The organism is Paucihalobacter sp., from assembly GCF_036825875.1.
Lineage (GTDB): Bacteria > Bacteroidota > Bacteroidia > Flavobacteriales > Flavobacteriaceae > Paucihalobacter.
In genome coordinates this window covers 25835-42764 of record NZ_DAISXK010000011.1, presented here as the reverse complement: position 1 = coordinate 42764, position 16930 = coordinate 25835, and the positions used below count along the sequence as shown (strand labels likewise).

The following is a 16930-nucleotide window of genomic DNA, read 5'->3' as shown; positions in this document are numbered from 1 at the left end:
TATACCATCTTCAAAAGAATACGCTTAAATAAATGCTTCAAAAACGCTTTTTCTATCTCATAAAAATTCAATATTTAGGATATCGTTTTCACGGTTGGCAAAAACAACCGAAATTAAAAACGGTTCAATTTATGATTGATCGTACCTTGAAATTTATTTTTGAAGGAAAGACTTTTAAAACACTTGGCGCTGGCCGTACCGATGCGATGGTATCTGCGAACGAAACTGCTTTAGAGCTTTTCACCTATCACGAAATTGAAGATTTAGAGGTCTTTCTAAATTTGTTCAATTTTAACTTACCACAAGATATTCGTGCGCTTGGAATAAATGAAGTTGATGAAAATTTCAACGTGATTCAAAACCCGAAAGTAAAGGAGTATCATTATGTGTTTTCTGAAGGCCAGAAAAACCATCCGTTTTGTGCACCAATTTTAACCACTATTTTAGAGCCCTTAAATGTGGACTTAATGAAGCAAGGCGCATTACTTTTTAAAGGAGAGCACAATTTTAAAGGTTATTGTTTTAGGGCCACAGATAATGGCCAATATATCCGAACAATTTTAGACAGTGAGATTATCGATAATGATATTTATGTGGCTAATTTTTTTCCTTCCAAATCGTATGTGTTTAAAGTAAAAGGTAAAGGTTTTATGCGGAACCAAATACGATTAATGTTTGGAGAACTAATAAAATTGGGAAGAGGCGACATAGATCTTCAGCATATTGAAAACTCTTTAAAACCCGAATCTACTGATGTTATGGATTACATCGCACCCGCTTCAGGATTAATTCTGCACAGTGTCGATTTTGAATAGTTATCTTCTTGGCTTTTTCATTGCAATATAAATTATCACACAACAAACCAACGCCAAGACCACCAAAAGCATTCCTTTAGTCGTGTTGCCGTAAATAAAACTACCAATCCCAAACAAAGTTGCATAAACACCAATAGTTCCGGCAACAAAGGCAGCAATCTTTTTACCGAATCCTTTAAACTTAGACTCGTTTCCAAATACAACGTTATTGAATTTTTCTAAGGTATTGGCATCGGTGGTCTGTGTAAGTAACGTAGTGGCAATCCAACCAAAGGTGGTTACGAAAACACCAATCACCAATTGCCAGTGAGAAGCGATATTTGAAACGATAGGCGTTTCCAGTTTCCCATTTATAAAAAAGAAAATAGCAATAACGAAGGAGATTACCATGGCCGCAATTTCACTATAAGGATTGATGCGCGACCAAAACCATCTTAAAATGAATAACAAACCAGTGCCAGCGCCAATTTGAAGCAACAAATTAAAAACATCTTTAGCCGATTGTAAATAAAACGAAAACAATCCAGCCATCACCATCAAGGCCACGGTAGAAAGTCGTCCAATTAGAACCTTTTGTTTTTCTGTTGCATCTTGTTTAATAAAACGCGCATAAAAATCGTTCACAATATAGGAGCTTCCCCAATTGAGCTGCGTAGAAATGGTACTCATAAAAGCGGCCATCAAAGAAGTCAGTACAATCCCAATCAATCCCACAGGTAAATAAGTCATCATGGCTGCATAAGCCACATCATCGCCTTGCATTTCTGCAGTAAGATTCGGAAAAGTATTGTTCAAACTTCCCAAATCGGGATAAATAATTAAAGATGCCAATCCCACTAGAATCCATGGCCAAGGTCTAATAGCGTAATGTGCAAAATTAAAAAAGAGGGTTGCCCACGTGGCGTGATTTTCATCTTTAGCAGCTAGCATTCGTTGTGCAATATAGCCACCGCCACCAGGTTCTGCGCCGGGGTACCATGTGCTCCACCATTGTACCGCCAAGGGAATAATAAGCAAGGTTATTAAAGCTTCTGTGTCATTAAAATCTGGCAAAAAATTAAGTTTATCGCTAACACTTGAATGTGAAATAAGATTCTGAATACCGCCAATTTCAGGCATATTCACGATATAAATTGTGGCCCAAATACTGCCTACCATTGCCAAGGCAAATTGTATAAAATCGGTAAGTAAAACACCTTTAAGCCCACCTAAAGAGGCATAAAAAACCACAATCACTGATGCGTAAATAAGGGTTTCAGCTTGTGATAATCCTAAAAGGATATTTGCAATTTTGGCACCGGCCAAACATACACCAGCCATGGTAATCACATTGAAAATAACTCCCAAATAAATAGCTCTAAAGCCTCTTAAAAAGGCCGCAGACTTTCCGCTGTAGCGCAATTCATAAAATTCTAAATCGGTGGTGATGCCACTTTTTCTCCATAGTTTGGCGTAAAAAAAAACGGTAAGCATTCCGGTTAGAAGTAAGGCCCACCAAACCCAATTACCCGAAACACCATCATTTCTCACCAATTCTGTGACTAAGCCAGGCGTATCGGCGGCAAACGTGGTCGCTACCATACTTACGCCTAAAAGCCACCACGGCATATTCTGACCAGAAAGAAAAAACTCCTTACTGCTTTTACCTGCTTTTTTAGAAGCGTAAATGCCAATAAGTGCAAATAGTACTAAAAAGAAAATTATGATAAACCAATCTAAATTTTGAAGCGCCATAAAGTTGTGGGTTGATGATTACAAAACTAAACTTTATAAGCAAATAAAAAAGGTATGAACAAAAAGTTCATACCTTCAAATAATAATCGTTTAGGAAAATTAATCTACCACATGAAATTCTTCACTGTTTACAAATTTTCCATTTTTTGATTCGCCAAGAATTACAACTTCTTTCGAACGTTCGTAAGTCTTAATCGTCCTATTCATCTGATCTTCCGTACTGCTGTATAATTTTATTCCAGACTTTGCACCTTTATTTCTGATTTCAATGTAATAACCGTCTTTTAATTTCTTCGGTTTTGTCGCTGGTCTACCCATGGAGTTTTATTTAATTTAAAAAGTTAGGCATGATACGTATTATTTTAACAATTAACAAGAAAGTATAAGACTTTTAACAGAGAATTAAGTGTTTCTAATTTTGGTGCATTATTTCCACTTTAGATTCATGTTGCGTTTAAACATTCAAAATATTAATTATTAATCAGTCATTAACTTTATTTATGCCTATACAAATAAATGTGTAAAGTTTTTGTGGTTAATTGTTGTATATTTATCTACATTATTTTTAATAAATAACAACCTACTTCAATAACCAAATCATTTTGAATGAAAAAAATAGCAAGTATTCTTATAGTGTTTTGCCTTTTTAGTTGCGGTGCATCTAAATCAGGTTCAGAATTGCCGGGTAAGCGTGCTTTAAAAGGCACTTGGGAAGTGACAAATATTAGTTTTATTGGTGCCGAAGGAATTTATAAAGCGTTTTTGTTTGACGCGGCCGACTCAGCCTGTTTTAAAGGAAGCGAATGGGTTTTTATACCTAATAATGCCAGTGGGCGCTTTACAACAAATGTTAGTAATTCATCTTGTAGTATAGTAAATTATCGCATCATTTGGTCTTTTTTTGAAAGTGACAATGTTAAATCCTTTCAATTTAAATATGCCGATGAAAGAAATCGGCCACAAAGCAAGGATAAGAGTGGTTACCGAGCCACCATCAATGAACTAGCAAAGACAAACATGACCATCACAGTGCCATCTACTTTTGAAGGTAAATCTTTTAACGTGGTCATGAAATTCAACAAGAAATCTGATAACTTAAATTTATAAATCATGAAAAATACTGTAGTAAAATATATTACAATTTTTGCACTATCCTTTGCAATAGTAGGATGCTCGGCAGTGCGAAATTCCAATAAAACACAAAAAGGTGCCGTTGTTGGTGCTGCTGGTGGTGCGCTTATTGGCGGACTCATTGGTGGAAACTTAAAAGGCGCTTTAATTGGCGCAGCCATCGGAGGTGCGTCTGGTGCCGTGATTGGTAATGTGATGGATAAACAAGCCCAAAAGATAGAAACAGCAGTGCCTGGTGCCGAAGTAGAGCGCGTTGGAGAAGGTATTCTTATTAATTTTGATGAAAATAGCGGTGTTACTTTTGCAACCAATAAGGCCGATTTAACGGCAGCTTCTAAGCAAAATCTTGATAAAGTTATTAAGGTGTTTTTAGAATTCCCTGACACTAATCTTTTAGTTCAAGGTCATACCGATAGCACAGGAAGCGACGCTTACAATATGGAGCTTTCTAAAAAAAGAGCCAACTCTGTTGTAGCATATTTAAAATCAAATGGAGTGGCAGCTAACAGATTATCCATGGAAGGATTGGGTGAATCCATGCCACGCTTTGATAACAATACTGTGGAAGGTAGATCAAAAAATAGACGTGTAGAAATTGCAGTTACAGCAAATCAACAAATGATTGAAGACGCACGGGCTCAAACAAACTAATGATTATTATTACTAATAAAAGGACTTCAACATATGAGGTCCTTTTTTTATTTTAAATTTTTGAAATGAATTCAAACATAGACAAATCTCTATTTCAATTTTTAACCGAATTGAATGAAAACAACAATCGGGACTGGTTTAACGATAATAAAACCAAGTTTCAAAAAATACAAGGGCAGTTTAAAATTGTGTTTAATCAGTTATTAACTCAAATGAAGGTTCACGATGACATTGAGAATTTAAAAATATTCAGAATTTATCGCGATGTAAGATTTTCAAAAAATAAATTGCCTTACAAAACACATATGAGTGCGGCTTTACACAGACGCAAACCTCAACTTCGCGGTGGTTATTATGTGCATTTAGCACCTAATAATGAATCGTTTATTGCAGTTGGGTTTTGGGATCCGAATAAGGATGATTTATTTCGAATACGCAAAGAGCTTGAAATGGACGCTTCGGAGTTTAAGTCGATTATACACCAAACAGAATTAAAAAAGCTTTGGGGTAATCTAGAAGGTGAATCTTTAAAAACAGCACCGAGAGATTTTGATAAAGAGCACCCAGATATAGAATTAATTAGAATGAAACAATTCATTTTTACTAAAACATTCACAGATCAAGAAGTGATGCATGAAGATTTTATTCACACGGTAAATCAAAGTTTTAAAGCAATAAGACCGTTTTTTGATTTGATGAGCGATGTGCTTACAACCAATCTTAATGGTGAACCTTTAATCTAAATGGCACGTAATATTTCCGCTTTTTGAAATAGTTGTATTTGACTTACCAGTCTTTCCTTTACCAAATTCATCATACGTTTGTTAAGTGCTGAGGAGTTGGTGATATAAAGTTCGTATTCTTCAACAGTAAACAAGCCAATAATCATACCCTTAACGGAATTTCTAAACTTCATGTCTTTTTGAATGGCATTCTCAATATAATCTAGCTGCTTTTGTGTAGATAAGGCATAAAACACATTTTTGTGTTTTGCTATATAATTCCGAAAAACCACAATTAACAAATCATTCTGACTTTTAATAACAGGCCGTAAGGTTGCATTTTGAAAATGTTCTTCGCTGCTCATATTGTCGTAAATTTTTGCAGTGGAAATCAACGGTCTTAATTTGATTAAATCGGTGGAGCGTGTAGTCATGATGTAAGATTTTTATTAAAAATATGCATTCTGATTTGCTCTATGTGCGAATGCTTTAATTCTTGTTAACTGCGTTATTAACAATGCACATTATTTAAATTAAGGAGTCAAAAAATATATACCTTTGCCATAAAGAACTTTTATGAGATTTCATACCAGAAAATGGGTAAAGCCTGAAGATTTAAATCCAAATGGTACGCTGTTTGGCGGACAATTATTATCATGGATTGACGAAGAAGCAGCTTTGTATGCTGTTATCCAATTAGAAAACAATAAGGTTGTAACCAAATATATGTCTGAAATCAATTTTACAAGCTCAGCAAAAACTGGTGATATTATTGAGATTGGTATTGAGGTCGTAAAATTCGGAAAAACCTCATTGGTTCTTAATTGTGAAGTACGCAACAAAATGACGCGTGAAACCATTATAACAGTTGATAATATCGTTTTGGTTAACCTGGATGAAAATGGTAAGCCAACACCTCACGGCAAAACGAAAGTTGAATATGTAAAAAACCGTTTGTCTTAAGTAGATTTTACATCTAATGTTGTAACTTCCATAATTTCAAGTCCAAAATAAGGAACAGCAGCAATCACATGATCAAAAATGTCGGCCATTATAGACTCATAATTTTTCCATCTTTGATCGCTACTAAAAGCATAAATTTCTAAAGGAAATCCGTAAACTGTAGGCTCTAACTGCCTGGTCATGATAGTCATGTCTTTTTTAATATCTGGATGCCCTTCTATAAACGTTTCAATATATTTTCTTAAAACACCAAAATTGGTGAGGTTTCTACCATTGAGTAAAATACTTTTGTCTCTGTTGTTTTCTTTATTAAAGGTGTCAATTTCAGCTTGCCTCTGGTTTAAATAGTCGGTTACACGCTGAATTGATTTAAGGCTTTCTACTTCTTCTGGTGCTAAAAACTTAATACTCGACGGTTTTATAATCACCGAACGTTTAATACGTCGTCCACCTGAATCGCTCATACCACGCCAGTTTTTGAACGAATCGGAAATAAGTGCGTACGTCGGAATAGTGGTAATGGTTTTATCCCAGTTTTGGACTTTTACGGCTGCCAAGTTTATTTCAACAACATCGCCATCGGCTCCATATTTTTCCATTGTAATCCAGTCGCCAATTCTTACCGTGTCGTTAATGGCTACCTGGATACTCGCTACAAATCCGAGAATGGTATCTTTAAAAATTAAGAGTAAAATAGCGGATGCTGCACCAAGTGTGGTGAAAAATTTAATAAGTTCAACACCTGTCAATAAAACAAAAAAGAAAGCAATTCCTATAACCCAGACAAATAACATTGCAACTTGAATGTAACTGTCAATTGGCTTGTCTTTTAAGTTGTCAAGATCTTTAAAAAAGCTACGGAATGTGTGCAACACGCTACGAATAATCCAAACCGTTACAAAAACACCATATAGTTTTAGAAGTAATTCCATTCCAGATTCAAACCTGGGGAAATCTACGAACACTACTGGTAACAGTTTGAAGGCAATTATTAAAGGAATAATATGCGCTAAATTTCGGGGTGTTTTATGAATAACTAAATAATCGTCAAACTTTGTGGTAGTTTTTACCGACATTTTAGTGATAAGCTGAACAATGATTTTTCTAAGTATAAAATCTACTACAAATAAAATAATGGTAAATAGAATTAATAGCACCAGCATATTAAGGTATTTTGCCAATAATTCAGATTGACCTGCTTCAATTAAATAATCATAGATATAATGGTTTAATTCGCTCATTTTCTGTTAGGTTTTAAGTATTTTAAATCTACATAAAAAGTGGCAAATGGTATGAGTGATGCCAATAGTACAAAGCTAAAAGTTTTGCCGGACCATTTTAGTTCTGGTTTTACAAGAAAGGCCAAGGCTATATAGGCCACAAATAAAATACCATGTGGCATGCCCAATATTTTTACATAACTAGGATCTTCTAATAAATATTTAACAGGGACCGCAACAAACAATAAGAGTATGTAAGATAGCCCTTCTAGTAAGGCAATAATTCGAAATACTGAAATCATAACACTTTCACGCTAAAATTAATTGCAAAAATAAGGCTTATACTATAGAGTAAACAGTAATTATCAGGATTTAATCCAGTGGATTTAGTATAAACTAGTTTACTAAATTTGGAGAATATTTTTAATTTTTAAGTTTATGAATTCTAATCAATTTTTAGCAAAAAGACTAAGAGAAGTTTTTTTGGATGGCTACTGGATCGCAAACACCAATTATAAGCGCCAGTTACAACAAATACCATGGCAGCAAGCCTTGCAAAAAACAGCAAACTTAAATAGTATCGCGGCTTTGACATTTCACGTCAATTATTACTTAAATGGTATTTTAGAAGCTTTAAACAGTGGTAAACTTGAAATTAAAGATCAATATAGTTTTGACATGCCACTAGTCAAATCTGAAGAGGAATGGAATAGTCTCGTGGATAACTTTTTGGCCAATGCAGAAAGTTTCGCACGTGCTGTTGAGCATATGGATGATAAAATTTTAAATAGTTACTTTTTTGATGAAAAATACGGCACCTATCACAGAAATATTGAAGGCGTAATAGAACATGGGTATTATCATTTAGGTCAAATTTCTTTACTTAGGAAGATGGCTACGTAAATTAATTATTAATAAACGTTAATCTGAGACGTCTGGTTTAAAGGCATAAAGCCATTCAGTAGTAGTGCTAGACTGAATAATTTTTTCCATTTTAAATTGATGCTTCTCGTAAAAATTGCCCAAACCGTCTTCTTCTATAACAAGCCAAAAACCTCGGTTAGGCGTGCTGTCCTTTAATGCCTCTATCCATTGTGAACCTAGTTTTTGATTTCTATGAGATTCTGCCACGAATAAAAATCCAATGTATAAATAGCCATTTTCAAACCACCATTCAGCTTCTTCCTTATGATTTATCATATCTGGCGGGCAGGTGCTAAAAACAATGCCTCCTGCAACAATTTTGTTTGCGTCTTTAAGAACGTATATTTTGGAGTCGTTTTGATAGTGATTCCAGTGTGGTACAATTGCCTCTTGCCAGTCTTCAGGAAGTATATTAAAGAATGGTTCGTGATGATGATTTAATAAAAGTAAAGACTGTTTCATTTGAATCTAATTGATGAAAAATACACCCTAAAGATATCAAATTAAACAGTCTTTCATTTAACTTAAGACTTTATAATTTTCTTTGTTAGTAGAACCTCGTTAGAAGCGTTAACAACATTAATAACATAGAAACCAGCCGCAAGTGATTCCGTATTAAGACTTAAAATGTTAGAAGTTTTTTGAAGTTGAATTCTTTCAACCATTTTACCATCAATAGAATAAATGGAAATATTCACATCACCTAAATAACTACTATTAATGTTTAGGTTACTGTTAAATGGCATTGGATAAATTGTTGTGTTTTCGGCAATTTCAAAATTACCAGTCGATAGAGTGCCATTAAAATAATCTAAGGCAAGATTATAACTATCTAATGCTATTTTTCTTCCTATTAATCTACCTCTAATATCGTCTATGGGTGGATGAATGCCACCCCAAATTCTTGATAAACTGGCTTGGTCGGAAGCATCTTGGTAAGTTGCCCATTCAAGCACAATATTTTCAGAAGGTCCATTTTCAAAAAGCAAGAAATCATTTTGGGGTATTACGTAAGATCCGAGTCCTCCAGGAAAATAAGGACTTCCTGTAAGTTGAGTAATCACATCGGCAGCAGCGCGCGAAAACGTTGAGTGTCCTGAAAGATAACCAGCAAAAGGTGGCGTTACAAAAGAAGGCAATTGGTATGGCCACCAATGTGTGCCTAAAATCCAATCTACGCCAGCCACGTCGTTATTTGGATCTCCAATAAAATCAGGGCCTTTCCAGGAATAGATTTTAATTTTACCGAGGTTTTCATTTTCGGTTCCAACAGGTGGGTCGCCTGATTCTATAACTTCAATTAAACCTTCAATTAACGGTAATCCGTGCGGATCGTAACTCGGTAGAGCAGCATTAGAACTTTGTCCTTTACTCGCCATATAACGGATGGCAGAAATTGGTCTGATAAAATCGTAATAGCTTTTTACACCCCAAATATTTACGGCAACGTCATGTACTGCGCCACCAAGGGTTAAATAACTTTTAACGTCCCATTCTAAATCATCTAAGATTGAGCCTTGACCACCTAATCTTTTCTCTAATAATGGATGATCACTCACTTCATTAAATATTGAAAACCAGTGTCCTGGAGGTGTTTCTGAATTTGGACCATCTGCCCAAAACTCCGCAAGAATACGTCCATAATCTCCGCGCTTAACCATTTGTGGCGCATAGGGTAAATTAGTATAAGGATTAACAGAATGGCCTGGACTGTTTACATTACCATCGGTAAAATTGTAGAAAGATTTGTATTCTTCAAAAGTTTCAGGAAAAGTTTCAAAATTCACATTTCCGGATGCCGCCGGGGATATGTCTATTAAGGTTGATTCGTTCGGGTCTAAATGAGCAGACCAAGCAATTACCAAAGCAAAATTCCATTTGTAAGGATCATCAATTCCGTCTTCATTAGAATTTTGGATATAAACAGGCCCTCCAGGATTATTGTAAACGTAATTATCAAAGCCGTTAAAATCAAATATATCAAGTTCTTCACTTTTTAAACAGAAAGGAGTCACTTGTCCCCATTCAGGACTTAAGAATGCTCTTGGATTATTTGGAATAGTATTGTCATCTTCGTCTACAGTGTAACCAAATGTCAAGGGTTGCCAACGATTTGGATCTATATGACCATTATCTTGATAAAGCGACATGATAAGTGGTGGATTTACTGGCTGATAATGTTCATTTTGAAAATTATTTTGTTCGTTTGACAAGTCTTGAAATCCAAATACAATAACTTCATTTGCGATATAATTACCAAGGGCAGCATAACTTCCATAACTATAATCCATAGAAGTGAAGTTTTTGTCGTATCCTAGATCCGCAAACTTGGCATCTAAATTTTGCTGTGTCAAGCTTGCATTTGGTGAAATTGCGAACCTGTGAGATAATAATCTATAGGCCGCATAACTTATAGCTTCATTTCTAGCAGCTTGAACATTTCCGGGCTGGGCAATACCATTAAATACTGAATTAAATCCACGATAATTTTTTCCTAATAAAACTGTTTCTGCTTGATTGTCAAATACAGCCCAAGCATCGTACATTGCTAATGAGGTGTGAAATAAATTTCGCGAGTGTACTGTTGGTCGTGGTGTGTCGGTTCTAATAGCTAAGAGTAATTGTTCGTTCCATTCTCGAGCTACTGAATGTTGTCCATAAAAAAAAGAGCAGGACAATGAAAACGTGATCAATAAAGTAATTTTTTTCATAATCGTTGGTAGTTTGGTTGCATGACAAATGTATAAAATATTGTACGCGAGCAATATGTAACTCAATATTTTCGATAAAAGAACTATTTTTTGAGATGAAAAAGCAAATTACAGATGCAATTTAAGCAGAATTATTTTAAAAATGCTATTTACAATAATCCCCACGACCACAGTTTATCAGAGTCCTCAAACCATCTATCGCCAATATCGGTTCGGTAGTATCCGTTATTGATAATTACGTTACTTATTCTGTTATACATCATCTTTTGAGCGTCTTTCATAGTAAGTCCTGTTCCAGAAACCAATACCGCAATTCCTGTTGTGCCTGTAATAAGCCATTCGTCGTTTACTTTTTTTAGATGCATTGGATGTACTCCTTCTTTTAAATCCTTTTTAAAAACCACAACGGCATCTTTTGAAAACAGTTCAAAAGTTTTTATATCATCATAAGGAAATGGCGGAACTACAATAAATGCACCAACTTGAAATCCTTTTTTTGTTTGAATTTTGAAGGTTTCTCCATTTGCAATTTTATACAACATATTTCCAATAGGTTCTGTAATTCCGGCGCGTTGAATCAAAATTTGTGGATAACCGAAGCGCGATGTGAATTCTAGAGGGTAAATACCATTACCATTTACAATACAGTTAATATCTATATGACCAATGAAATTCGATTTGGCAAAAGTTGCTTCAAATTTCTTTAAAGTGGCGTCAAAAATAGGGGAGTCGTTTACCCAAAACATGCTAGTGCCCATTTCGCCAGTAGAAACGCCCAACTCCTTTGGAAATAACTTTTTATGTTCGAAAGTAATATTTAATGGTTTCAAAAATTCGGTACCATTAAAAAAAGCAGAAACTGAAATCTCAACGCCTTTTACTTTTTTTTGTAATTGAAAGTTTCCGAAGGTGTTGCCCCAAGACTTTTCATAGGCACCTAAAACACGAATTACATCGAGTCCTTCATCGTCGTTTCCTACAAATAATAATTGTTTTAATTCTTGTGTTTCTCCAGAAGGTTTTATCACGTAAGCATCGGGATGCGCCTTAACATAGGTTATCGCATCTTCAAAAGATGCAAATTCTTTAGCAGGTAAGGTTTTTATTTTGTGTTTTTTTAATTCATTATTTCCAAAATTGCGATCAAGTTCAAGATTATCAGTGTATGTACTGCCACCAAAAACTAAGGTTCCGTTAGCTCTTAATTCTTTAGCTTCTTTACTATAACCGGTGTAATCGAAGATTACAATATCTGCCCATTTAACATGAGTTTTCCATGTTTTTATTTTGGGTACAAAACCATCGCCAATTTCCCTATACTCTTTTTCATCAATAAAAAATTTTACTTCATTGCCTTCGTTTTGAATGGCTAAAGCCAAGTCTAGGGTTTCTCCCCAGCGAGAAATGATTAAAAATTTACGTTTTAAATACGATTTAGATTTCATAAGTATGTTCTGTATAGGTTTTGTTTAATACCACAACGAAAGTAATGAAATTAAGTTTTTAACAAGATGCACTATTCCAATAAATTTTATATTAGTCCTTCGTCGATAAAAGCCATTACTTCGACGAATACGATAGAAATAGTGAATAATTTCGTAAAAATGATTTAATTTTGAGCGGCTAATTAAATAATTGTATTTTAGTCCTTTAATGTATTATTCTCACCTCGAAATCATGTATAAAAACTACTTTCCACTTATCTCAAAATTTCTAATTACCAAATGTGTTGTTCTTTTAAGTTTAATGCCAACAACACTGTTTGCACAAATTAATTTTTCGCAAAGCACCTTAAACTTGAACGGTTTCACTACAATCAATGGCGCCACGGCCATGGAGTTTGGTCCTGATGGCCGTTTATATGTATCGGATTACTAGGTTTCTTCAACCACGAGTGGTGTTATAAAAGTATTGACCATACAACGTAATAGTCCTTCCAGTTATATAGTAACTGCAGTTGAAGATCTTATAGGTTTAGCTACTATACCTAATTATAATGATGATGGAACACAGGCTCCTGCATTATTTAATAATAGAAGACAAGTAACGGGTCTTACCGTTGCCGGTACAGCGACAAATCCAATAGTATATGTAACCTCTAGTGATATACGCATAGGAGGAGGAACCGGAACAGGTCAAAAAGATGCTGGTTTAGACACCAACTCTGGCGTAATCACACGAATGACACAGGTAGAACCTAACACTTGGGAGGTAGTTGATATTGTTCGCGGACTTCCGAGATCAGAAGAGAATCATTCAACAAACGGATTAGAATTTGTAACCATTAACGGTGATGAATATTTAATTGTAGCTTCAGGAGGTTTTACCAATGCCGGTGCGCCGTCAAGTAACTTTGCTTTAATTACAGAATATGCTTTGGCTGCCGCCGTATTATCGGTGAATCTTACTCAAATTAACCAGTTACCCATATTAAATGATAATGGTAGAAGTTATATTTATGACCTTCCTACTTTAGATGATCCTACAAGACCAAATGTTAATGGTATCGATGACCCAGACACCCCTGGATATGATGGAATAGATATTAATGATCCTTGGGGAGGAAATGATGGATTGAACCAAGCTAAGTTGGTTTTAGGAGGTCCAGTACAGATCTTTTCACCAGGATACAGAAATACTTATGACCTAGTAATCCCCCAAAACGGAGCCTTGTATGTAACGGATAATGGTGCCAATTTAGGTTGGGGAGGTTTTCCTGAAAATGAAGGCACAGCTAATGTAACTAATGAATATAATTCTTCAGAACCAGGAAGTCAGGTAGCTTCTGGAGGCGAACTTGTGGACAATAAAGACCATTTAGAATTAGTCACTACTGACATACAAAACTATTCTTCCGGAAGCTTTTATGCAGGACATCCCAATCCGATACGCGCCAATCCTTTTGGTGCTGGATTGTATACTGACAATCGAGGTTTAATAAACGGTACCCTTGTTATAACAGGCGACCCTATTTGGAGAACGCAATTATACGATCCTGATGGTTCAACCCCAGGATCTACTACAGATCCTAATATAGGTCTTCCTGCAGATTGGCCTCCGGTTCCTCTTTCAATGGCCAATCCAGTTGAGGGTGATTGGAGAGGTCCAAGTATTCCTAATCCTGATGGACCAGACGACAATCCTATCGTTATATGGGGTACAAATACCAACGGGATAACCGAATACACAGCTTCCAACTTTGGCGAGGCGATGAAGGGGAATTTACTAGCAACACATAGCAGTGGTAACCTTCGCCGAGTGCAACTCAATGCAGATGGTACTTCGCAGCAATTAACGCAAAACTTTTTGTCTACAGGTGGCGGCTTTTTATTAGGAATTACTGCCAATGATGATGCGCAGGTTTTTCCGGGTACAATTTGAATTGGTTCGCTTACAGGAGCCATCACCGTCTTTGAACCGCAAGATTTTGAAGTTTGTATACAACCAGGAGAAGTAGATTACGATCCTTCTGCCGATTATGATGGCGACGGGTATTCCAATCAAGATGAGGTAGACAACGGCACGGATCCTTGCAATGCAGGTTCACAGCCACAAGATTTTGACAAAATATTGGGTCCACCATTTGTTTCGGATTTAAATGATTTGGATGATGATGGAGATGGAATTCCTGATGCTTTAGATCCTATGCAATTAGGTAATCCTTTAGCAGTTGGGAGTCAGGCTTTCGTTCTTCCAATCTATAATGATCTTTTCAATGATCAGCAAGGTTTAGGAGGTATTTTTGGTTTGGGGATGACTGGACTGATGAATAATGGTTCCCCAAATCCGAACTGGCTCAATATGTTAGATAGACGCGATGATCCTAACGACCCAAATCCTAATGATGTATTAGGCGGAGCTCCTGGTTTGATGACTTCTCATATGACATCTGGTACTGCGCTAGGTACTTCTAACAATCAAGATAAAGGATATCAATACGGTGTTCAAGTTAGCACCGCAACTGGAACTTTTACAGTAACAGGGGGTATGGTAGGTTTTACAGGGCCTTTAAGACTTTATGGCAATACAGATGCTATTGAAGGTGAGTTGGGCTTTCAGATAGGAGACGGCACCCAAAGCAATTATATTAAGTTTGTAGTTACAATCGATGGCTTTTTAGCATTACAAGAAATTGATGATGTGCCACAAACACCAATTTTATTTAGTCTACCGGTAGAAAGCAGACCAACAAATATCATTTTGTTTCATTTTGTTGTGAATCCCGATAATGGTCAAGTATCGTTGGAGTATCAAATAGATGGTGGTGAACGAACTAGTATAGGAACAATTTCAGCTCAAGGCAGCATTTTAAACGCAATACAACAAACGGAATTCGATTTAATCGTTGGCTTAATTGGCACATCTAATACTCCTGGAGTTGAACTTGAAGGAACATGGGACTTTTTAAATGTGGTACCAGAGAACAACAATGTATCAATTCGTATTAATAGTGGTGGGCCTGCGTTAACATATAACGGAGATTCCTTTGATTTAGACCAATTCATCACTGGAGGGCAATCGTACACCAATTTAAACGCACAAGTTCCTGATCTTTATAAGACAGAACGATCGTCGTCGAGTAAAATATTTAGTTAAAACATTCCTTTAGAAAATGGTGAATATACTGTAAACTTACATTTTGCAGAGATTTTCTGGGGTGCCACAGGTGGTGGGCAAGGCGGTGAGGGGAATCGCATTTTTGATGTGAGCATAGAGGGTAATTTAGTTTTGGATAATTATGATATCTTAGCTGATGTTGGCCCCGAGACAATAGTAATCAAGGATTTTTTTGCGAATGTTACCGATGGAGAGTTGAATATCGATTTTTCTTCATTGGCCTCTGTGGGTGGAATTGAGCAACCTAAATTATCTGCTTTGGAGGTGTTGCGAAATTCAGTTCAAGGCATTCCAATTGTAGTTAATGAGATACCAGATCAACTCAGTGCAATCGGTGAACAGTTAGATGGAAGTTTGGTGGTGGAAGCATCAGGTGGAGAAGGCAATTTAAGTTATAGTGCTTTAAATTTACCTCCAGGTCTTTTTATTGAACCCACTAATGGGCAAATAGGAGGTACCGTTTCTGAAGATGCATCAAGCACTACGCCTTACACAGTCACTATAACGGTAAATGACAGTGATGATATTAGCACGGATGCAGTGACAGTGAATTTTTTATGGTATATCATCGACAATAGTTCTTCATTTAATCTTAGAATTAACGCAGGTGGACCGCTAACATTAAACGATGATGAAGTATTCTCTGCAGATCAATATTTTAGCAACGGACTTATGTACTTGAATAATTCAGCTCAGGTACCTGAACTATATAAAACTGAGCGTTCTTCGCCTTCTCGCGTTTTTAGTTATAACATACCCTTAGAAAACGGAGATTATTCGGTTACGCTCCATTTTGCAGAGATTTACTGGGGTGCAACCGGAGGCGACGCCAGCGGCGGAGAAGGTAGCCGTATTTTTGACGTGGCTATAGAAGGTGATTTGGTCTTAGATAATAATGATATTTTCGCTGAAGTAGGGGCTGAAACTCCTGTAATAAAGGTATTTCCTGTTACAGTTCTTGATGAGCAATTAAATATTGATTTTTCTGCTATGGCAACAGATGGAGGTATTGATCAACCCAAAGTATCGGCAATAGAGGTGACAAGCAATACGCTTAGCAATAATAATTTAAATTTTGGAAATAATTTTACAGTGTTTCCTAATCCTATGAATGGTGTTTTTTATATTTCAACAAGGGATATTCACGGCGATGAAGTAGAGGTTACTGTTTATAATATAGCTGGACAAACAATGTATTCTAGCAAAATAACGGTACCATTAAGCGGATTTTTAAGTATTGAATTGCCCGAGCTTTCTTCTGGAATGTTTTTGATTAATTTAGTTCACCCTAATAAAGGAAAGTTTAACGCAAAATTGATAAACCATTAAGTTTCTAAATTAAACATCATTAATTCTATTTGATTGTGGGTTTGCCGTGTATTTAACGTAAAAAACTTATGACTAAAATGTTACGGGATCTTGCTATAGTTTGTTCGGGTAAG

The 16930-nt window shown here is 35.9% G+C and carries 18 protein-coding genes and 1 pseudogene; 11 read left to right on the top strand and 8 right to left on the bottom strand.

Going from position 1 to position 16930, the window contains the following annotated elements:
• The first annotated feature begins 32 nt into the window (after positions 1 to 32).
• Positions 33 to 815 carry a tRNA pseudouridine synthase A gene (locus tag V7Z48_RS05115; RefSeq protein WP_334112323.1) on the top strand — a complete coding sequence of 261 codons (783 nt, stop codon included), beginning with the start codon at positions 33 to 35 and terminating at the stop codon, positions 813 to 815.
• Here V7Z48_RS05115 and V7Z48_RS05110 read toward each other — a convergent pair whose 3' ends face one another.
• Both V7Z48_RS05110 and V7Z48_RS05105 read right to left on the bottom strand, forming a co-directional pair.
• The gene (locus V7Z48_RS05110) at positions 816 to 2549 is read right to left on the bottom strand and encodes a sodium:solute symporter family protein (protein ID WP_334112322.1); all 1734 of its coding nucleotides are present in this window, start codon (positions 2547 to 2549) and stop codon (positions 816 to 818) included.
• A gap of 99 nt (positions 2550 to 2648) precedes the next feature.
• The gene (locus V7Z48_RS05105) at positions 2649 to 2867 is read right to left on the bottom strand and encodes a hypothetical protein (protein ID WP_334112321.1); all 219 of its coding nucleotides are present in this window, start codon (positions 2865 to 2867) and stop codon (positions 2649 to 2651) included.
• Between the two features lie 288 nt (positions 2868 to 3155).
• Between V7Z48_RS05105 and V7Z48_RS05100 the strand changes: the two genes are divergently transcribed.
• The 3 genes from V7Z48_RS05100 (at position 3156) to V7Z48_RS05090 (ending at position 5074) form a co-directional block, all read left to right on the top strand.
• Positions 3156 to 3656 (top strand): hypothetical protein, encoded by a 501-nt coding sequence (locus V7Z48_RS05100; protein WP_334112320.1) that lies wholly within the window; start codon positions 3156 to 3158, stop codon positions 3654 to 3656.
• 3 nt (positions 3657 to 3659) lie between these two features.
• Positions 3660 to 4331, top strand: a complete 672-nt coding sequence (locus V7Z48_RS05095) for an OmpA family protein (RefSeq protein WP_334112319.1) — start codon at positions 3660 to 3662, stop codon at positions 4329 to 4331.
• Between the two features lie 65 nt (positions 4332 to 4396).
• Positions 4397 to 5074 carry a DUF2461 domain-containing protein gene (locus tag V7Z48_RS05090; RefSeq protein WP_334112318.1) on the top strand — a complete coding sequence of 226 codons (678 nt, stop codon included), beginning with the start codon at positions 4397 to 4399 and terminating at the stop codon, positions 5072 to 5074.
• Here V7Z48_RS05090 and V7Z48_RS05085 read toward each other — a convergent pair.
• The gene (locus V7Z48_RS05085) at positions 5071 to 5487 is read right to left on the bottom strand and encodes a glyoxalase (RefSeq protein WP_334112317.1); all 417 of its coding nucleotides are present in this window, start codon (positions 5485 to 5487) and stop codon (positions 5071 to 5073) included. The genes V7Z48_RS05090 and V7Z48_RS05085 overlap by 4 nt on opposite strands.
• Positions 5488 to 5629: 142 nt before the next feature.
• Between V7Z48_RS05085 and V7Z48_RS05080 the strand changes: the two genes are divergently transcribed.
• Positions 5630 to 6016: an acyl-CoA thioesterase gene (locus V7Z48_RS05080; protein ID WP_334112316.1), complete on the top strand. Its 387-nt coding sequence runs from the start codon at positions 5630 to 5632 to the stop codon at positions 6014 to 6016.
• Here the strand turns inward: V7Z48_RS05080 and V7Z48_RS05075 are convergent.
• Together V7Z48_RS05075 and V7Z48_RS05070 are read right to left on the bottom strand one after the other, a co-directional pair.
• A complete protein-coding gene (locus V7Z48_RS05075; protein WP_334112315.1) occupies positions 6013 to 7257 on the bottom strand; it encodes a mechanosensitive ion channel family protein in 1245 nt (414 codons plus the stop codon). The genes V7Z48_RS05080 and V7Z48_RS05075 overlap by 4 nt on opposite strands.
• Entirely contained in the window at positions 7254 to 7538 is a 285-nt protein-coding gene (locus tag V7Z48_RS05070; protein ID WP_334112314.1) for a DUF3817 domain-containing protein, read from the bottom strand. The genes V7Z48_RS05075 and V7Z48_RS05070 overlap by 4 nt, the downstream gene beginning before the upstream one ends.
• A gap of 136 nt (positions 7539 to 7674) precedes the next feature.
• On the opposite strand from V7Z48_RS05070, the gene V7Z48_RS05065 reads away from it, so the two are divergent.
• The gene (locus tag V7Z48_RS05065; protein WP_334112313.1) at positions 7675 to 8139 is read left to right on the top strand and encodes a DUF1572 domain-containing protein; all 465 of its coding nucleotides are present in this window, start codon (positions 7675 to 7677) and stop codon (positions 8137 to 8139) included.
• An 18-nt stretch (positions 8140 to 8157) separates the two neighbouring features.
• On the opposite strand, the gene V7Z48_RS05060 is transcribed toward V7Z48_RS05065, so the two are convergent.
• The 3 genes from V7Z48_RS05060 to V7Z48_RS05050 all read right to left on the bottom strand — a co-directional run bounded on the left by V7Z48_RS05060 (position 8158) and on the right by V7Z48_RS05050 (position 12316).
• Complete coding sequence (locus tag V7Z48_RS05060; RefSeq protein WP_334112312.1) at positions 8158 to 8622, bottom strand: GNAT family N-acetyltransferase; 465 nt, start codon at positions 8620 to 8622, stop codon at positions 8158 to 8160.
• A 62-nt stretch (positions 8623 to 8684) separates the two neighbouring features.
• Positions 8685 to 10871, bottom strand: a complete 2187-nt coding sequence (locus V7Z48_RS05055; protein ID WP_334112311.1) for a T9SS type A sorting domain-containing protein — start codon at positions 10869 to 10871, stop codon at positions 8685 to 8687.
• A gap of 149 nt (positions 10872 to 11020) precedes the next feature.
• Positions 11021 to 12316: a phosphoribosylamine--glycine ligase gene (locus tag V7Z48_RS05050; RefSeq protein ID WP_334112310.1), complete on the bottom strand. Its 1296-nt coding sequence runs from the start codon at positions 12314 to 12316 to the stop codon at positions 11021 to 11023.
• A gap of 232 nt (positions 12317 to 12548) precedes the next feature.
• Here V7Z48_RS05050 and V7Z48_RS05045 point away from each other — a divergent pair, with 232 nt between their 5' ends.
• From V7Z48_RS05045 to V7Z48_RS05025, 5 genes and pseudogenes are all read left to right on the top strand, one after another.
• On the top strand, positions 12549 to 12749 hold the full coding sequence (locus V7Z48_RS05045) for a hypothetical protein (protein ID WP_334112309.1): 201 nt from the start codon (positions 12549 to 12551) through the stop codon (positions 12747 to 12749).
• 33 nt (positions 12750 to 12782) lie between these two features.
• Entirely contained in the window at positions 12783 to 14252 is a 1470-nt protein-coding gene (locus V7Z48_RS05040; RefSeq protein WP_334112308.1) for a hypothetical protein, read from the top strand.
• Positions 14253 to 14405: pseudogene (locus tag V7Z48_RS05035) on the top strand (hypothetical protein); the annotation flags it as partial.
• 36 nt (positions 14406 to 14441) lie between these two features.
• Entirely contained in the window at positions 14442 to 15467 is a 1026-nt protein-coding gene (locus V7Z48_RS05030; RefSeq protein WP_334112307.1) for a hypothetical protein, read from the top strand.
• A 3-nt stretch (positions 15468 to 15470) separates the two neighbouring features.
• Positions 15471 to 16817 carry a malectin domain-containing carbohydrate-binding protein gene (locus V7Z48_RS05025; RefSeq protein ID WP_334112346.1) on the top strand — a complete coding sequence of 449 codons (1347 nt, stop codon included), beginning with the start codon at positions 15471 to 15473 and terminating at the stop codon, positions 16815 to 16817.
• The last annotated feature ends 113 nt before the right edge of the window (positions 16818 to 16930 follow it).